Genomic DNA, 17,206 nt, shown 5'->3' with positions numbered 1-17,206 from the left:
CCCGGCAGCGCTTCATACTTTATACATATAAAGGCGGAGGGATATGTTCTTCATCGTTCCTTCATTAAAGTATCATCCATAAGATAAACGTCTATCGACGTACTTTCTCAGAAGACAGACCGCGGTTAAAGGAAGTTTTTCTTGCGATTATAGAATTGTTCAGCTTCGCTGAAAATTTATAAATTCTATAATCTTTAAAAAAGAGCTGCATCCGCAGCCCATTTTTCGTAAATATCTCACGCCAGTTTAAAACGCCATTTTATATAACGGCAGCAGCGTCTCAAACGTCTCCTGCACTTTTTGCACCAGCTCGTCCCCTTCAAGCTTGACGGCTTCCTCGCGCGGAATGCGCAGTCCGCACATGACCTCGGCCTTTTTCACCTGTTTCAGCTTCTCAATGAGGCGGGCGAAATCCTCCTCGCCCATGTCCTGGTGAGGAGTGCCGGCCGGATTCATATGATCCATGGACCAGTAGAAATGTTTAGGCAGCGCCTTCGCTGTTTTCTTGAGCTTGGCTTCCAGGTTGCCGGCAAATACGGTTTTATTGGGGCTTTCGTAAATAATCGCGAAGATGACAAACAGATGGGTTCCGAACATGCCCACCTCAAAATGAGGCAGCGCTTTGTAGCCCCGTTTGCTGGCAGCCCATGCGACCCAGGTGTCAATCGGGGGATTAACGGTTCGTCTTGCATGCTTGGCCACATGCACGAACATCTCTTCCCCGACCAGCGCGGACACATAAGGGGCAAGCTCGGCCCCCAGCGTTTCAAGCTTGGGTCTTACCCGTTCAATGAGAACCTCCATACGGGCTTCGAGCCCTGGAACGGAGAATACGTCGAAATCCTGATCTTTAAATCCGGTAACCGTCATGAATGTGATGGCCTCCCTGTTGTTTATAATGAACACTTACTAAACTCGGCTTTTGGATAACCCATTATACCATAAGGCGAGTGGACGTCAGGCATGACCCAGGAAAGTTTCACCGTATTTTCATGCGGGTTAAAAATAGTCAATAAACCAAGTTACCGTTACATAAGATGGAGTATAAGATATAGATAAGACAACATCAAAAGCAGCCATGGGGGAAATCTTCACCGTCGTTTTTCAGATCGGTAGTAAACCGGAGGAGGGAGTGCCGTGAATAAGAGCGAGGAAGTGGAGTATTGCAACCTGGAGCTCCGGTTTGATCGCCGGCATATCCAGGACCTAATCAAGGAATTGATCCAGGAAGGATATTCGCTTTACTGGAGCGAAAATGAAACGCAGTTTGTGATTTCGATCCGAACCGGACGCAAGCTGGTAAAGCTGCGGTTTCAACGGACAGGAAGCGGTTTTAAGCTGGTAGGCGATTATATGATCCGCGATCCCAAGCTTGCGGAATGGATGGAGAAATTGATCGAGAATACCCGTGGCCACGCTGTCGTCAAACGGTTCAAGGACCGGCAGATATTGATCGAGAATATTTTGTTTGGCGAGGTTATAAGGCTGGTGGAAATATCAGGTTACCGGCAGCGGGTGCTGTTTCAGAAGGGGACGCCGATGACGGAGCAGGAAATGGTGCGGTTGTTCGAATCGGATGAGGGGGAACAGCGGCTCCTTCTGTCCAGGCTGGAAACCGATGATGAGCTTGAGAGGCTCCATGCCGCCCTGCAAGAGGGGGATCAGGACAAAATCGCGGCCTGCAAACAAAGACTCCGCGAGCTTTCCTTGGAGCTGATGAGGCTGGAGTGGTAATTCATTTCATCGAACGATGCAAGAGTAAAGCACGAACAACACTCCGAAACCGAAGGGGTGTTTTCGCGCGTGTTCTCATTTTGTGACAGGGGTTCACTTGTCAAATGAAAAACGTTAATATAAGATTATTGCAAATCATCTCGTAGGGATGGGTTGTTTAAAAATATATTGGAGCAAAGGATGGAGAACCAGATGTCAAAACAACAAATCGGTGTGATTGGCCTTGCTGTAATGGGAAAAAACCTGGCCCTGAACATCGAAAGCAAAGGCTTCACCGTTTCCGTATATAACCGCTCTCCGCAAAAAACGGAAGATATGCTGAAGGAAACCGAAGGCAAGCAAGTGAAAGGAACGTTCTCGATCGAAGAATTCGTGGATTCCCTTGAAACTCCTCGCAAAATCCTGATCATGGTACAGGCAGGACAAGCTACGGACGCTACGATTGAACAATTGATTCCGCATTTGGACCAAGGCGATATCATCATCGACGGCGGTAACGCTTATTTCCCTGATACGCAGCGCCGCAGCAAAGAGCTGGCTGAAAAAGGCTTTAACTTTATCGGTGCAGGCGTTTCCGGCGGCGAAGAAGGCGCATTGAAAGGCCCATCGATCATGCCAGGCGGACAGGAAAGCGCCTATAAGCTGGTTGAGCCTATTCTGACGGCCATTTCCGCGAAGGTTAACGAAGAGCCTTGCTGTACATATATCGGACCGGACGGTGCCGGCCATTATGTAAAAATGGTTCACAACGGTATCGAATACGGCGATATGCAGCTCATTTGCGAAGCGTATCAATTGCTGAAAGACGTACTCGGCCTCGATGCGAAGGATCTTCACGGAATCTTCACCGAGTGGAACCAAGGCGAACTCGACAGCTACCTGATCGAGATCACAGCTGACATTTTCTCCAAATACGACGAAGAAACCGGCAAGCCGATGGTTGATGTCATCCTGGATACGGCGGGTCAAAAAGGAACAGGCAAATGGACAAGCCAAAGCTCCCTGGATCTGGGCGTGCCCCTTTCCATGATCACTGAATCCGTATTCTCCCGTTTCCTCTCCGCGATGAAAGAAGAGCGCGTTGCGGCAAGCAAAATCCTGAATGGTCCAAAAACGGCTGCATTTGACGGCGACAAAGCCGAGTTCATCGAAAATGTGCGCAAAGCGCTGTTTGCGAGCAAGATCGTATCCTACGCTCAAGGCTTCGCACAGCTTCGCGTAGCGTCCGATGAATACGGCTGGAACCTGCAATACGGCAACCTCGCTAAAATCTGGCGCGGCGGCTGCATTATCCGTTCCCGCTTCCTGCAGAACATCACCGATGCGTATGAGAACAATCCGGAGCTTAAGAACCTGCTGCTGGATCCGTTCTTTACCGATATAATCGAATCCTATCAAGATGCATGGCGTAAAGTTGTAGCTTCCGCGGTATCCTTGGGCATTCCGGTGCCTGGATTCTCCAGCGCGCTTGCATACTACGACAGCTACCGTACGGCGAACCTGCCAGCGAACCTGCTGCAGGCTCAGCGCGACTACTTCGGAGCGCACACCTTTAAACGCGTTGACAAAGAAGGAACCTTCCACTACAACTGGATGGAGTAATCCTGCTCTTTTACCGGCAGCGTGAATTCGACTCTTCCCGGATGGACTAATTCTGCTCTCTTGCAGCCGTATGGATATCGTCCTCGGGGATCAAGGGCATCGATTCAAACGTGCGGGCTTTAGTAGGGGAGATTGCTTCCGCCAGCTCGGGAAGCCCGTGCATGGCTTCTAAGAGACAGGTGCGGATGTCGCCGTTCTTTGTGTGAAAGTGGTTTCCGCTTCCGAGCAAGAGCAGCGCGGCTTCGCAATAACTGTTGAAATTTTGCAGCAACCGTGGCTTTGAAAGATCTTGCAGCGCAGGATCCTTCAGAGCCACTTTTTTTTGGACAAAATGAAGCACCCACATCACGTCCTCGCGGCACAGCGGGTAGGATGGATCGAGCATCCGTCGGATCCGCTTGGCCGAGGAAGAGAGTCCGGTTGGATGAAATGGCACCATGGGTTCATTCCTTTCTTCTAATCTTGCATTCTTGTAACAGTGTATGATGCTTGGGAACAAGATAGACTCCATAAATAGAGGCTTGGCTTGAGGCATTTGGATTACAATTTAGAGAGTCGGGTCCATTGTCGAAAGATTTGGGGCTGTGGTATGATATGAACAACCTTTACAGTGAAGCAGCGAATGGGGTGTGAAATTGGATAAGCTGGGTAGAAACATCATTCTGATCGGGATGATGGGTACGGGCAAGTCAACCGTGGGGCGTCTCGTGGCAGACTCGCTTGGCTACAACTTGATAGATCTGGATGCGGAAATTGAGAGAATGGAAGGCAGAACGATTTCCGAGATGTTTGAAACGGATGGAGAGCCGTATTTCCGCGAGGCTGAATCCGCTGCATTGCGCAGCGTTTTGCTCCGGGATGGAATCGTCCTGGCATCCGGCGGCGGAGCCGTCCTTCGTTCCGACAATTGCGACGCAATGAAACGCGGCGGCTGGGTCGTTGCCCTCACAGCGGATGCCGCCAGCATCGTGGAACGCGTACGGGGCGATGCCAACCGGCCGCTGCTTGCGGGCGATGTCGAAGAGAGGGTTCGGCGCATCCTCGATGAGCGAAAGGACAAATACCGGTTTGCGGACGTGATGGTGGATACGGTTGGCCGATCCGCGGATGAAGTGGCGGCTGACATTTTAACGCATTACCGCGGCTAAGATGATAAGCAGACCCGGCTTGGCATGGAGATGGTGAGACCTGAGGGTTTAATCAAGGGGGGGGCTTGTGAGCGGGATCAACGCAAGCACAAGCACAAAAAGGCGGGGATCACCTTCATCCCGCACCTTTTTTACGGCTTGCCTATACTTCATCGTCATGCCACTGCAGCATGCCGCCCTTCATATTGATCACATTGTTAAAGCCCTGGTGATTGAGAAATTCGCATACGTGTTGACTGCGTCCGCCGCTCCGGCAGATAAAGACAACCTCTTGGTCGCGCGGAATTTCGTCCAGGCGGTTCGGAATCTCGCCCATCGGGATATGTTTGGCACCGCTGATCATCCCGGCGGCCACCTCCTCATCCTCGCGGACGTCAATCATGTACACCTGTTCGCCGTTTTGAAGCCGGCTTCTAAGCTCCGAAGTTTCCATTTGAGGGATCGGTTTCATCATATAGACCTCTTTTCTTAGCATAAATGAGTAAGATCGCCAACGATCTGATTTTCCGGTTCACATGAACTATGATAACCAAGCGGTTCTTTCCCTGTCAATTTATCCTAGGGAGATTGTAATGCTGGTAATCGCAACACTATATACAAGGGAGAGATACATACGATGGATGTTATCGTCAGGCCTACGCCTATTTTAAAAGGGGAGATCGGAGCACTGTCCTCCAAGAACTATACCACCCGTTACCTGCTTGTGGCTGCCCTAGCGGAAGGAACGAGCACGATTTATTACCCTGCCCACAGCGAGGATAGCGACGCGATGAGACGCTGTATCCGGGATCTCGGAGCCGTGATCGAGGAGGACGAGGAAAAAGCCGTGATTACGGGCTTTGGCAAATCGCCGCGGGATGTGAAGGAGCTGAACGTTGGCAACGCCGGTGCCGTTCTGCGCTTCTTGATGGGCGTAACGGCATTGTCTAAAGAGGTTACCTTCGTCAATGCGTACCCGGAATCACTGGGCAAGCGTCCTCATGACGATCTCATTGAGGCCCTTGGCCAATTGGGCGTGGAAGTGGAGCATAACGAAGGCAGGCTGCCCATCACGATTCGCGGCGGCCAACCGAAGGGCGGCAAGCTCACCGTTTCAGGCGAAGTAAGCTCGCAGTATTTAAGCGCCCTGTTGTTCTTGACTCCATTGCTTGCCGAAGACAGCGAAATCACCGTTACCGGAGATCTGAAATCCAAGGTCGTGATCGGTCAGACCCTGGAAGTGCTGGAGCAGGCCGGCATTACGATTCACGCAGCGGACGACTATACGTTCTTCAAGGTTCCCGGAGGGCAATCCTACGAAGCCAAGACCTATACGGTTCAAGGCGATTATCCGGGGTCTGCTGCCGTGCTGGCGGCTGCCGCGGTCACGCAGTCCGATGTAACGATCCGCAACCTGTCGGAGGACAGCAAGCAGGGCGAGCGCGCCATTATCGACGTTCTTCGAATGATGGAGGTACCGCTCACGCATGAGAACGGAAATGTCCATGTGCAGGGCAACCGCACCCTGAAAGCATTGGAATTCGACGGAGATGCTGCGACGGACGCGGTGCTCGCAATGGTGGCGGCAGCCGTGTTTGCCGAAGGAACCTCCCGGTTCTACAATGTGGAGAATCTCCGTTATAAGGAATGCGACCGGATTACGGATTATTTGACCGAACTGCGTAAAGCAGGGGCCAACGTGGAGGAGCGCCAGGCCGAGATTATCGTTCATGGCCGTCCGGACGGCGTCGAGGGCGGGGTTGAGATCAATGCCCATTACGATCACCGGGTGATCATGGCCCTCACGGTGGTCGGGCTGCGCGCAGGACAGCCGATCCGAATCAAGGACGCCCACCATGTTGCCAAGTCGTACCCGCAATATTTTGATCACATGAAGGCGCTTGGCGCCGATGTAGAATGGGTAAAATAGAGGAATAGACCAGAATTCTCATCGATAAGGAACGGAAAGGTGGTCATGAACCATGGCATTTGAAAATCCTACGCGCGAAGAAATCGCCGATATTTTACGAAATGCGGGCAATATTGCTGTCGTTGGACTGTCCGATCGGCCGGACCGCACATCCCATATGGTTTCTGCCGCGATGCAGCAACGCGGTTACCGGATCATCCCGGTAAACCCTGGTGCAGCCGAAATCCTCGGCGAGAAGAGTTATCCTTCCCTGAAGGACATTCCCGAGCCGATCCATATCGTCAATGTGTTCCGGCGCAGCGAATACTGCGCCGATGTAGCACGGGAAGCCGCCGAGATCGGTGCGAAGGTGCTCTGGCTGCAGCAGGGAATTATCAGTGAGGAGGCGGCGGCCATCGCCGAAAGCAACGGCATGATCGCGATTATGGACCGCTGCATCAAGGTCGAGGATTCCATCGCATTGGGCGGCCGTTAAATTTCAATGCGCATATCGAAAGAATAGGCAAGTCTTGCGTAGAAAGCAGCCGGTGGCAGACTGGACATGGTCCGGTTCTGTCGCCGTTCTGTTTGCAGGGCTTGCTTTTGCTGTGGGCATTTGCCCTTATTTCTTTTTGACAAAAACAGGCGCAGCGCTTACCATCAAGGATAGAAAGGAGGGCTCGCCTTGAATTGGTTGGGATCGTTGCAACAGCTGGGCAGAGCAGTCATGCTCCCTACAATGGCGCTTCCGGCGGCAGCTCTCCTGCTTAGCGTGGGGAGTTTGCCTTGGTCGGCGTGGGGCTTCGGAACCTTGGGCGAAATCGCTCAGGCAGCGGGGCACGGGGTGTTTTATTACATGCCGTATTTATTTGCCATTGGCGTCGCATGGGGACTCTCGAATCAGGGAGGTCCCGCCGGGCTTGCCGCCCTGGCCGGCATGTTCATTTATGATCAGGTCATATCCCGTCTGGGAGACGGGAGCGTACAGCCCTCGACCTTGATCGGTATTATATTTGGAGTAATGTCCGGTTACGTGTATAACCGGTTCAAACATATTAAGCTTCCCGAAGCCATACAGTTTTTTGGAGGCTCCAGATTTGTTCTGCTGTTCATGGGATTGTTCTCAACGATATTCGCTTGGATCATGCTGGGGACAGCACCCATGGTGCAGCGCGGATTAGATGCTTTTTATGATCTTACCGTACATATGGGAGCTTTCGGTTTGTTTCTATACGGAATTTTGTACCGCGTGCTCACGGCCTTTGGTCTGCATCATTTGTTAAACAATGTGTATTGGTTCCAGCTGGGCTCCTACGAGACGGAGGATGGTACCGTCGTGCAGGGGGATCTGCCCCGGTTCTTCGCTGGGGATCCCACGGCTGGCGACTTCATGGCCGGTTTGTTCCCGATCATGATGTTTGCCCTGCCGGCGATCGCGTTTGCCATTATCCAGGAAGCGCGTGAAGATCTGAAGCCGAAAGTGAAAAAGACGTTTATGCGGTCCGCGCTTGTCTGTTTTTTGACCGGGGTATCGGAGCAGATCGAGTTCGCGTTTTTATTTGCGTCCCCATATCTGTATGTGCTCCACGCCTTGATGGCCGGTTTTGCGATGGTGCTTACCTATGCATTTGACATCCATCACGGTTTTTCATACTCGGCCGGATTCATCGATTACGTGCTCAATTTCCATTTATCGCAGAACGCCTGGATCATCATACCGATCGGGGTCGTGTACGGCATCGTCTACTACTTTCTGTTCCGCTGGGCGATACGCACCTTCGAAATCCCTACGCCGGGGCGCGAGGAGGGCTCGGCGCTGGAAGGCCGGGCAGGCGATATCCCCTATCAGGCGCCGCTCATTCTGGAGGCGCTTGGAGGCAAAGACAACATCGTTCAGGTGCAGTCCTGCATGACGCGTCTGCGATTGACCGTATACAATGATCGTCAGATTGATTCTGACGCACTGAAATTGCTCGGTTCAGCCGGCATTATCAAGCTGGGCGGAGGGAACGTGCAAGTGGTGTTCGGGACGTATTCCGAGCTCATCCGTGAAGAGATAAACAAGCTGATGCAGCAGGATTTGCCGCGCGTTCTGTTCAGCGCGCCCGTACAGGGACGCATGCTTCCGATTGACGAAGTGCCGGATGATATTTTTGCCGCGAAGCTGGTCGGCAACGGCGTCGCCTTCATACCGGAAAAAGGAGAGCTTGTATCACCGGTATACGGCACGGTCATGCACGTGTATCCGACAATGCATGCCATCGGGATTTCAACGCCGGAAGGACTTGAGGTATTGATTCATATCGGGATCGACACTTCCCAGCTGAAAGGACCGTTTACGGCTGTGGTCAGCGAAGGGGATACCGTTGAACCGGGGCAACTGCTGGTCAAGTTCGATTTGGCGTATTTAAAGACACATGCCGCATCGCTGGCCACGCCAATGGTAATCACCAATCCCGATAAAGTAAGATCCTGGAGCTATGCTCCGTTCAAGACCGTGAAGAGAGGACAGTCATCCGTCATGTCCGTCGTATTAAATGAGAGTAATGCTGGGGGTAGAGAATCATGATACAAGGCATTGGCGCAGCAACAGGCGTAGCTATCGGTAAGGCTTTCGTACTGCCGCATTGGGAGCTGGATCTTCCGGATTCCGAAATGGACGCTGTCGATTTAGCCAAAGAGTTCGAGCGCTTATATGAAGGCATACGAACCTCCAAGAATGAAATTGAATACATCAAGAACGAGTTCAAGGAAATGGTGGGGCATGAGGAGTCGCAGATTTTTGACGCGCATCTGGCCATACTGGAGGATCCCGTGTTCATGAACGAAATTCAAGGGATCATCGAGCGCCAGTACAAGGCTGCCGAGGTGGCGGTAAAAGAGGCGATCGATCATTTCGTATCCATGTTCGATCTGCTGGACGACGAGTACATGAAGGAGCGGGCGCTTGATATTAAGGATGTCGGCAATCGGCTGCTGAAGCATCTTCTTGGTGCTCCCGAAGTGAAGCTCCCGGCCGATACGCAGCCTTACATTTTGGTTGCGAAGGAGCTTTCCCCGTCGCAGCTCGTTCACCTGAACCCTTCCCACGTTCTTGGTATCGTGACGATGACCGGCGGCAAGACCTCTCATTCGGCGATCATGGCCCGCGCGCTGGGCATACCGCTCGTTTCGGGAATCGAGAACAAGCTGGATAAACCGATCCAGACCGGACAGCAGTTGGTGGTGGACGGAGATGAGGGGTTGCTCTATTTGGAGCCTGACACGCTCATCGTGGAGCGGTATGAAGGCATCCGGGACCAGCAGCGGAAAAAGAAAGAGCAGCTGCAGCTCCTGGCTACCGTTGATGCGGTAACCAAGGACGGAACATACTTTAACCTGGCTGCGAACATGAACTCCGTTAAGGAAATGGAGATTGCGCTGAAGAACGGCGCGCAGGGAGTTGGATTGTTCCGAACGGAGTTTTTGTATATGGACCGGCACAACTTCCCGACGGAGGAAGAGCAGTTCGAAGTGTATAAACTGGTCGCGGAGAGCGCAGGCCAGGCGTCCGTCGTGATTCGTACGCTGGATATTGGCGGCGATAAGCAGCTGGATTATTTCGCGCTTCCAGAAGAAGAAAACCCCTTCCTCGGGTACCGCGCCATCCGCATCAGCTTGGACCGAACCGAACCGTTCCAGACCCAGCTTACCGCCATTCTGAGAGCCAGCGCATACGGCAGCGTCAAAATCATGTATCCGATGATTTCATCGGTAGAAGAAGTCAAGCAGGCCAATGCCGTACTGCGGCGTGCCATGGCCGATTTGGACCGACGCGGCATCGCCTATGATCCGAACATCAAGGTCGGCATCATGATCGAGGTGCCTGCAGCGGTCACGATCTCGGATTTGCTGGCAGAAGAGGCCGATTTCTTCAGCATCGGAACCAATGACCTGGTTCAGTATGTTCTGGCCGTGGACCGGATGAACGAGCAGATCGCGCATATGTATCATCCGTTTCATCCTGCCATTTTGCGCATGCTCCGGACGACGGTGGAGGCTGCCCATGGGGCAGGGATTCCGGTCAGCGTGTGCGGCGAACTGGCCGGAGACGAAAGAGCGATTCCGCTTTGGCTTGAGCTCGGCGTTAAGGATTTGAGCATGTCTCCGCAATCCCTGCTCCGCGTGAAGCATCGCATTTTGAATACGAATGCGGCAGAAGCGAAAGGGGAGGCGGCGGCTTGCTTCAAACTGCGTACCAGCTCCGCTGTCGAAGAGCGTCTTAGCGCTTTTGCCGAACGGAGCAGTTATCTGAACGGAACCAACGGGACGGACAGCACAGCGTCTTAAACGTTAAGATAGGGATCATCGACTTTTTCCAGGCTTCTTTTTTGAAAGGACAAGCTATATGAGCATAAAAAAACAGCCGCCTATCTCACCAGGGAGCCTTGGTGACAAAGGCGGCTGTTTCTGTATATGGAGCAAGGAGCAATTATTTGCCTTGCTGTGCCAGCGCATCGCAGAAGGCTTTGCCGTATGGCGGAAGATCCGGAGGTCGGCGTGCGGAAATAATATGTCCGTCGGTCACGACCGCCTCATCCTTCCAGACCGCACCGGCATTTTCCATATCGTCGCGGATTCCCGGCGTGGAAGTGACGGTAACCCCGTCCAGAATTTTGGCGGAGATCAGCACCCATCCTGCATGGCAGATCTGTCCGATCGGCTTCTGGTCCTCGTTCATTTCTTTCACCAGCTGAAGCACTTTATCATATCGGCGCAGCTTGTCCGGCGCCCAGCCGCCCGGTACGAGTATTCCGTCATAATCCTTGCTGTTCAGCTCTTCAAACGAATACTCGGCCTGAGCCGGTACGCCATATTTGCCGGTGTAAGTTTTACCCTTTTCCAGCCCGGCGAGATGGACTTCCGCCCCTTCCTCGCGGACCCGGTAAACGGGATACCATAGCTCCAAATCCTCGAATTCTTCATCTACAAGCGCTATAACCCTTTTTCCAGTCAATCGCATAATTGGCCTAGCTCCTTTCTCCGCAAAAATCTTGTTAAGACTGTATTCATTGTAACAAATATGGAGAGAAGTTTCATGGAAGCGTCCGAAGAAGGAACATTTGAAAACAATTCTGGTAAATAAAGCATTATCACAAATTTGCAGGATTCTCTGGTATGATAGTCGAATAGAACTAATTCAGGTGACAGATTTGTGACATGGGACTATTGGTTTTAGATTACGTGATAGGATTTGGGGTGGGCATTTTGTTCAAAACCTGCAACTGCGGACAAAGTATGAAATTGGAATTAAGAAAGCTGATTTATGAAAGAAAAAACCGGATATGTGATGTTCCTGTTTATGCCTGTCAGGCCTGCAAGAAGTATGAGCTTCTGCCTCTTATTAAACCGGATTTGCTTCGCTATCTCGCATCGATTAACAATGAGACCGAGCGAATACGCGTTTCGTTCGCTGATGTCAATGAAGCCGCATATGTTCTTCGTGAAGTGTTCCGTACATACGATGATGATTCGTCGGCAGAATGGCAGGCGCGCTGCATGGAAGTGTTTGACGAGCGCATTAATATGCTGTTGGATCTATTCCGTTATGCCCAGAGCCTGGCCGACGGCGACTGGATGAGACAAATGGAGGGGCGTCTCGAGCAATTAAGCGCCATAAAATCTCTCATTCCTGAAAATTCGAGCAATTATGCAAGATAATTTTCAGAAAATTTTCGTGGTTGTTGGATTTTTCACGCACTTTTTGTTAGGATAGAGGATAGGAACTTCAATACAATGAAGGGAATGTATATCCTATGGCGACGTTGACGAAAATGACTACTATAGAAGAGCTGCGCAGCACGCTGGAATCTTCCGATCGGAAGCACTTGCTTTTGTTCAAACATAGTACCAGATGCCCAATTAGTGCCGGAGCCTACAGGGAAGTGCAAGCTTACCTTGAGGATCAGCCGAACGAGCGGATCGACTATGTGTGGATCGATGTCATTGCGGACCGACCGGTGTCGAGTCAGGCTGCCGAAACTCTGAACATCCAACACGAATCGCCGCAAGTTATACTTGTAAAAGAAGGGGCGCCAGTCTGGCATACATCCCATTCCCATATTACGGCTGAAGCGCTGAAAGCTCAATTGGACGGCATATGATGCCGTGTCGTTGCACAAAGCAGTAATTTGTCGTATCATAAATTCAATTGGTATTGAACGAATGAAAATCTATTGGCAATGGAGAGAAGGAATTTGACGGTAACCATTTACGATGTTGCGCGCGAAGCAGGCGTTTCCATGGCGACGGTATCCCGGGTTGTAAACAATAACCCGAACGTTAAGCCTCAGACCCGGAAAAAAGTATACGAAGCGATTGAACGCTTAGGGTATCGTCCGAATGCGGTAGCCAGAGGCCTGGCCAGCAAGAAGACCACAACCGTCGGCGTTGTGATCCCTGATATTTCAAACTCGATCTTTGCGGAGATTGCCCGTGGTATTGAGGATATTGCTAACATGTATCACTATAATATAATTTTGTGTAATGCCGACAAACGTAAGGAAAAGGAAATCCGCGTAATCAACACCTTGCTTGAGAAGCAAGTGGACGGGCTGTTGTTTATGGGTGGAACGGTGACGGACGAGCATATCCAGGCGTTCCAGACATCGGCTGTGCCGATTGTTCTCTGTGCGACCAGTGATGAGAGAGGTTCTTATCCTTCGGTCGACATCGATCATGAACAGGCTGCGTTTGATGCGGTCAACACGCTGATTCGGCACGGACACCGCGAGATCGCCATGATCAGCGGCACGCTGCAGGATCCGGCAAACGGCTATGCTCGTTTCCAAGGCTACAAAAAAGCGCTGGAAGCAGCAGGCATCGAGTATCAAGAGGATTTGGTGCGGATCGGTAACTATCGTTATGAGTCCGGTGTGGAAGCGATGAAGTACTTCCTGGGCCTCAAGAAGAAACCAACCGCTATATTTGCAGCTACCGACGAGATGGCGATTGGCGCTATTCATAGCATTCAGGATGAAGGCTATAAGGTGCCGGATGACTTCTCGATCATCAGTGTAGACAATATCCGGATGGCTTCGATGGTACGTCCACAGCTGACAACGGTGGCCCAACCGATGTATGATCTGGGAGCCGTAGCGATGCGTTTGCTTACCAAGCTGATGAAGAAGGAAAATGTGGAGAATCCTCGCGTGATTCTGCCGCATGAAACGATTCTTCGCCTCTCGGTCAGCCATGTGAACGAATAGGCTGCGTGAAATCAAACGTTTAGTTGAACAAGATGGATTCGAGAAAAGCTCCTGTTATTAAGGGGCTTTTTTCTGGTGGGATTTTTATGCATTCTTATAATCAGGAGGGATATCGACATGACAACACAGGTGGTCGGCCTTATCGGGGCTATGGACGAAGAAGTGGAGCTGCTGCTCGGTCAACTGGAGAATAAAGAAACAACCGTCAGGGCAGGAGTTACCTATGCATCGGGAACGATCCACGGCAAGCAGGTCGTCGTATGCAAGAGCGGGGTGGGCAAGGTCAATGCAGCGGTTACCACGCAGATCTTGATCGACTTCTTCGGCGTTTCCAAAATATTGTTTACCGGTGTTGCGGGCGCGCTGCATCCGGAGCTCAACATCGGCGATATCGTGATCTCCTCCTCATGCATGCAGCATGATATGGACGTGACGCCGTTAGGCTTTGCGCGCGGGGTCATCCCGTATCAGGAGCTGTCCGATTTTCCGGCAGACGACTCTTTGATCCAGCTGGCGGAGGAGGCCTGTAAAGAGCAGGCGGTGAATCATTACATCGTAGGGAAGGTTCTGTCCGGGGACCAGTTCATTGCCAGCCGTGATACGGTGCAGACGCTCTACGAGGAATTGAACGGGGCCTGCGCGGAAATGGAAGGCTCTGCCGTTGCCCAGGTATGTTACATGAACGGCGTGCCTTATGTGGTGATCCGATCCATGTCGGATAAGGCCGACGGTTCTGCGCATGTCAACTTCCCTGAATTTACAGTAAAAGCCTCCAAGCGTTCTCATGAAATCGTGAACTATATGCTGGGCAAACTCTAGCAGCAAATGATAGGAAGCGCACGTTATGCTTAATCCGGCATGAGCGAAAGATACACAAACTCCCCTGAGCAAATCCCAGGGGAGTTTGTTTTATTGAGAATCGAATTAATACATAAACCGCTGTCTGAAACGGATCCGGTCGAATTGTTCTTGCGATGAAAGCGGCACGTGCCGTCCGATTCTGACCATGAGGCAGTTGGCGGGATGGGAGCATATTTCCGGATCGTCGGTTGCATACCATTCCATATCCACGACTTTCATTAAGCGTTCCATCATTTTGCGGTAGTCCCACACGTTAAGTCCGCTGCCTTTTAGGTCCCAATGCCAGTAGTATTCGGTTGTAAACACGATGTAGCGCTCCATCTGGCCTTCCTCGAATGCTGTTTTGATCATCCGCTGCCCAAGGCCTAGGGAGCGGTAGTCTTTCGCAACCTCGATGGCTCCAAGCTCGATCAAATCTTCCATATTGCCCTCAGACCAGCGCTCCTGCTCATCCGGGTGATGAAACGTTACGTATCCTACGATCATATCTCGGTCTCTCGTGATGATGATTCTGCCTTCGGGCAGGCCTGCAATTTCGACCAAAGCCTCATGCTGCTCCGCAGGACGACGAAATGCCTTGAGATCAGGGTGCATGGTCAGTTCGGATAGCTGCTCGGGAGGTACAGGTCCTTCGATGATCAGGCGGCGGTCTTCAGGGAACAAAACATGAGACTGGTATACCTTGCAGTGTTCCATCCGTTACGCTCCTTTCAATTCCATACCCTACTTATAGCAAAAAAATAAAAAAATGAAAAGCAATGACAGGCAAACAAAAGCTATGATATAATCTTTTCGACATAAAACCTTCACAATTGTATCGTACTTAACGATATGTTTCCTTGCGAATTCCAAGGGTTAATGACTCGATGACTGTGACAACGTGATAACCCGCCGCAATGTGTAAAATGTATGTTTCATTCATTCAATCATTTTGTAAGCGCTGTCCACTATGAGGAGACCGATTTGAGAATGAGGAGGATGTTATCATGAATCAAACGCATAGCGAAATATTGCCAAGTGAAGTATCACATTCCAATATGAAGAGTTACGAGCAGGCACGCTCCGAGTTTTCATGGGACGAAATCGAGAGACATTTTACTTGGTATGAGACGGGTAAAGTAAACATGGCGTACGAGGCAATCGACCGTCATGTAGCGGAAGGACGAGGAGATAAGGTAGCACTCTTGTACAGTGACGCTGCCCGCGAGGAGAGTCTTACTTTTGCACAATTGAAAGAGAAATCCGACAAGTTCGGCAATGTGCTGCGCAAATATGGCGTGGGCAAAGGCGATCGGGTATTTATCTTTATGCCGCGCGGCCCAGAGCTCTATGCCGGTTTACTTGGCATTTTGAAGGTTGGTGCCGTGGTAGGCCCATTGTTCGAGGCGTTCATGGAGACGGCGGTAAAGGATCGCTTGGAGGATAGCGGAGCGGTTGCGCTGATTACGACGCCTGCGCTGTTGTCGCGCGTGAAACGCGATGAGCTGCCCAAACTGAAGCATATTTTTGTCGTTGGCGAAGTAGAGGAAGAGGATCCGCGTCTAGTAAACTATCACGAGGAAGTTGAAGCCGCATCCAGCGAGCTGGAGATTGAATGGCTCGAGCGGGAAGACGGATTGATCATGCACTATACATCAGGCTCAACGGGGAAACCGAAGGGTGTGTATCATGTGCAGAACGCGATGGTGCAGCATTATTATACAGGCAAGGTTGTTTTGGATTTAAGGGAAGATGATATATATTGGTGTACGGCGGACCCGGGTTGGGTAACCGGTACGTCATACGGAATTTTTGCGCCATGGTTGAACGGCGTGACCAATGTCATTCGCGGAGGCCGCTTTAGCCCGCAGGACTGGTACAGCACATTGGTAAACAACAAAGTAACGGTATGGTACAGCGCTCCGACTGCTTTCCGGATGTTGATGGGGGCAGGTTCCGATCTCATCGACCAATATGATTTAAGCCATGTACGGCATGTTCTGTCCGTTGGAGAGCCGCTCAACCCCGAGGTGGTGCGTTGGGGACACAAGGCTTACAAGCAGCGTATCCATGATACATGGTGGATGACGGAGACCGGAGGACAGCTGATCTGTAACTATCCGGGGATGGCGATCAAGCCGGGATCCATGGGGCGTCCGCTGCCGGGCATTACGGCGGCGATCCTGGACGATCACGGGAAAGAAGTTGCTCCATACACGATGGGGAACCTGGCCATCAAGACACCTTGGCCGTCCATGATGAGAACCATCTGGAATAACGAAGCGAAGTATCAAGAATATTTCCGTATTCCGGGCTGGTACATTTCCGGGGACTCGGCCTATATGGACGAGGATGGATACTTCTGGTTCCAGGGCAGAATCGACGATGTGATCAATTCGTCCGGGGAGCGAATCGGGCCATTCGAGGTCGAGAGCAAGCTCGTTGAGCATCCGGCCGTCGCCGAAGCCGGCGTTATCGGTAAGCCTGATGTAACACGCGGCGAGATCATTAAGGCCTTTATCTCCCTGCGTGAGGGCTATACGCCTTCTCAGGAGCTCAAGGATGAAATCTATCGTTTCGTGAAGGAAGGTCTTTCCGCCCATGCCGCCCCGCGTGAAATCGAGTTTAAGGATAAACTTCCGAAGACGCGCTCCGGTAAGATCATGCGGCGTGTATTGAAAGCCTGGGAACTGGATCTGCCGACTGGCGATCTATCCACGATCGAGGATTAATAAGCAGATCATAAC

17 protein-coding genes are annotated in these 17,206 nt (G+C 51.5%); 12 read left to right on the top strand and 5 right to left on the bottom strand.

Going from position 1 to position 17,206, the window contains the following annotated elements:
* Nucleotides 1-246: 246 nt before the first annotated feature.
* Entirely contained in the window at nt 247-870 is a 624-nt protein-coding gene (locus tag BMX45_RS25615) for a DUF1054 domain-containing protein (protein WP_090912981.1), read from the bottom strand.
* A gap of 267 nt (nt 871-1,137) precedes the next feature.
* Between BMX45_RS25615 and BMX45_RS25610 the strand changes: the two genes are divergently transcribed.
* Together BMX45_RS25610 and gndA are read left to right on the top strand one after the other, a co-directional pair.
* Complete coding sequence (locus BMX45_RS25610) at nt 1,138-1,734, top strand: hypothetical protein (protein WP_090912979.1); 597 nt, start codon at nt 1,138-1,140, stop codon at nt 1,732-1,734.
* Between the two features lie 192 nt (nt 1,735-1,926).
* Entirely contained in the window at nt 1,927-3,336 is a 1,410-nt protein-coding gene (gene gndA, locus BMX45_RS25605; RefSeq protein ID WP_175320731.1) for an NADP-dependent phosphogluconate dehydrogenase, read from the top strand.
* A 46-nt stretch (nt 3,337-3,382) separates the two neighbouring features.
* Here gndA and BMX45_RS25600 read toward each other — a convergent pair whose 3' ends face one another.
* The gene (locus BMX45_RS25600; RefSeq protein WP_090912977.1) at nt 3,383-3,775 is read right to left on the bottom strand and encodes a hypothetical protein; all 393 of its coding nucleotides are present in this window, start codon (nt 3,773-3,775) and stop codon (nt 3,383-3,385) included.
* A gap of 190 nt (nt 3,776-3,965) precedes the next feature.
* Between BMX45_RS25600 and BMX45_RS25595 the strand changes: the two genes are divergently transcribed.
* Complete coding sequence (locus BMX45_RS25595; protein WP_090912974.1) at nt 3,966-4,484, top strand: shikimate kinase; 519 nt, start codon at nt 3,966-3,968, stop codon at nt 4,482-4,484.
* A 142-nt stretch (nt 4,485-4,626) separates the two neighbouring features.
* Here BMX45_RS25595 and BMX45_RS25590 read toward each other — a convergent pair whose 3' ends face one another.
* The gene (locus tag BMX45_RS25590; protein ID WP_175495204.1) at nt 4,627-4,935 is read right to left on the bottom strand and encodes a rhodanese-like domain-containing protein; all 309 of its coding nucleotides are present in this window, start codon (nt 4,933-4,935) and stop codon (nt 4,627-4,629) included.
* 165 nt (nt 4,936-5,100) lie between these two features.
* Between BMX45_RS25590 and aroA the strand changes: the two genes are divergently transcribed.
* The 4 genes from aroA (at nt 5,101) to ptsP (ending at nt 10,701) form a co-directional block, all read left to right on the top strand.
* Nucleotides 5,101-6,393, top strand: coding sequence for a 3-phosphoshikimate 1-carboxyvinyltransferase (gene aroA, locus BMX45_RS25585; RefSeq protein ID WP_090912970.1), 1,293 nt, complete (start codon nt 5,101-5,103; stop codon nt 6,391-6,393).
* 52 nt (nt 6,394-6,445) lie between these two features.
* On the top strand, nt 6,446-6,868 hold the full coding sequence (locus tag BMX45_RS25580; RefSeq protein ID WP_090912968.1) for a CoA-binding protein: 423 nt from the start codon (nt 6,446-6,448) through the stop codon (nt 6,866-6,868).
* Nucleotides 6,869-7,057: 189 nt separating this feature from the next.
* The gene (locus BMX45_RS25575; RefSeq protein ID WP_090912966.1) at nt 7,058-8,941 is read left to right on the top strand and encodes a glucose PTS transporter subunit IIA; all 1,884 of its coding nucleotides are present in this window, start codon (nt 7,058-7,060) and stop codon (nt 8,939-8,941) included.
* A complete protein-coding gene (gene ptsP, locus BMX45_RS25570; RefSeq protein ID WP_090912964.1) occupies nt 8,938-10,701 on the top strand; it encodes a phosphoenolpyruvate--protein phosphotransferase in 1,764 nt (587 codons plus the stop codon). Before BMX45_RS25575 ends, ptsP begins: the two co-directional genes overlap by 4 nt.
* A gap of 142 nt (nt 10,702-10,843) precedes the next feature.
* On the opposite strand, the gene BMX45_RS25565 is transcribed toward ptsP, so the two are convergent.
* Complete coding sequence (locus BMX45_RS25565) at nt 10,844-11,374, bottom strand: type 1 glutamine amidotransferase domain-containing protein (protein ID WP_175495203.1); 531 nt, start codon at nt 11,372-11,374, stop codon at nt 10,844-10,846.
* 275 nt (nt 11,375-11,649) lie between these two features.
* On the opposite strand from BMX45_RS25565, the gene BMX45_RS25560 reads away from it, so the two are divergent.
* The 4 genes from BMX45_RS25560 (at nt 11,650) to BMX45_RS25545 (ending at nt 14,438) form a co-directional block, all read left to right on the top strand.
* Nucleotides 11,650-12,072, top strand: coding sequence for a hypothetical protein (locus tag BMX45_RS25560; RefSeq protein WP_254778260.1), 423 nt, complete (start codon nt 11,650-11,652; stop codon nt 12,070-12,072).
* A gap of 95 nt (nt 12,073-12,167) precedes the next feature.
* Complete coding sequence (gene ytxJ / locus BMX45_RS25555; RefSeq protein WP_090912958.1) at nt 12,168-12,515, top strand: bacillithiol system redox-active protein YtxJ; 348 nt, start codon at nt 12,168-12,170, stop codon at nt 12,513-12,515.
* Between the two features lie 93 nt (nt 12,516-12,608).
* A complete protein-coding gene (ccpA, locus tag BMX45_RS25550; RefSeq protein ID WP_015734310.1) occupies nt 12,609-13,619 on the top strand; it encodes a catabolite control protein A in 1,011 nt (336 codons plus the stop codon).
* 117 nt (nt 13,620-13,736) lie between these two features.
* Nucleotides 13,737-14,438 carry a 5'-methylthioadenosine/adenosylhomocysteine nucleosidase gene (locus tag BMX45_RS25545; protein ID WP_090912956.1) on the top strand — a complete coding sequence of 234 codons (702 nt, stop codon included), beginning with the start codon at nt 13,737-13,739 and terminating at the stop codon, nt 14,436-14,438.
* Nucleotides 14,439-14,543: 105 nt separating this feature from the next.
* On the opposite strand, the gene BMX45_RS25540 is transcribed toward BMX45_RS25545, so the two are convergent.
* The gene (locus BMX45_RS25540; RefSeq protein ID WP_009589652.1) at nt 14,544-15,176 is read right to left on the bottom strand and encodes a GNAT family N-acetyltransferase; all 633 of its coding nucleotides are present in this window, start codon (nt 15,174-15,176) and stop codon (nt 14,544-14,546) included.
* A gap of 290 nt (nt 15,177-15,466) precedes the next feature.
* Between BMX45_RS25540 and acsA the strand changes: the two genes are divergently transcribed.
* Entirely contained in the window at nt 15,467-17,191 is a 1,725-nt protein-coding gene (gene acsA / locus BMX45_RS25535) for an acetate--CoA ligase (protein ID WP_090912954.1), read from the top strand.
* Nucleotides 17,192-17,206: the final 15 nt, after the last annotated feature.

This window comes from Paenibacillus sp. cl141a, from assembly GCF_900109305.1.
In the GTDB taxonomy this organism is placed as follows: Bacteria; Bacillota; Bacilli; order Paenibacillales; family Paenibacillaceae; genus Paenibacillus_AQ; species Paenibacillus_AQ lautus_A.
This window is presented reverse-complemented; position numbering and strand designations above follow the sequence as displayed.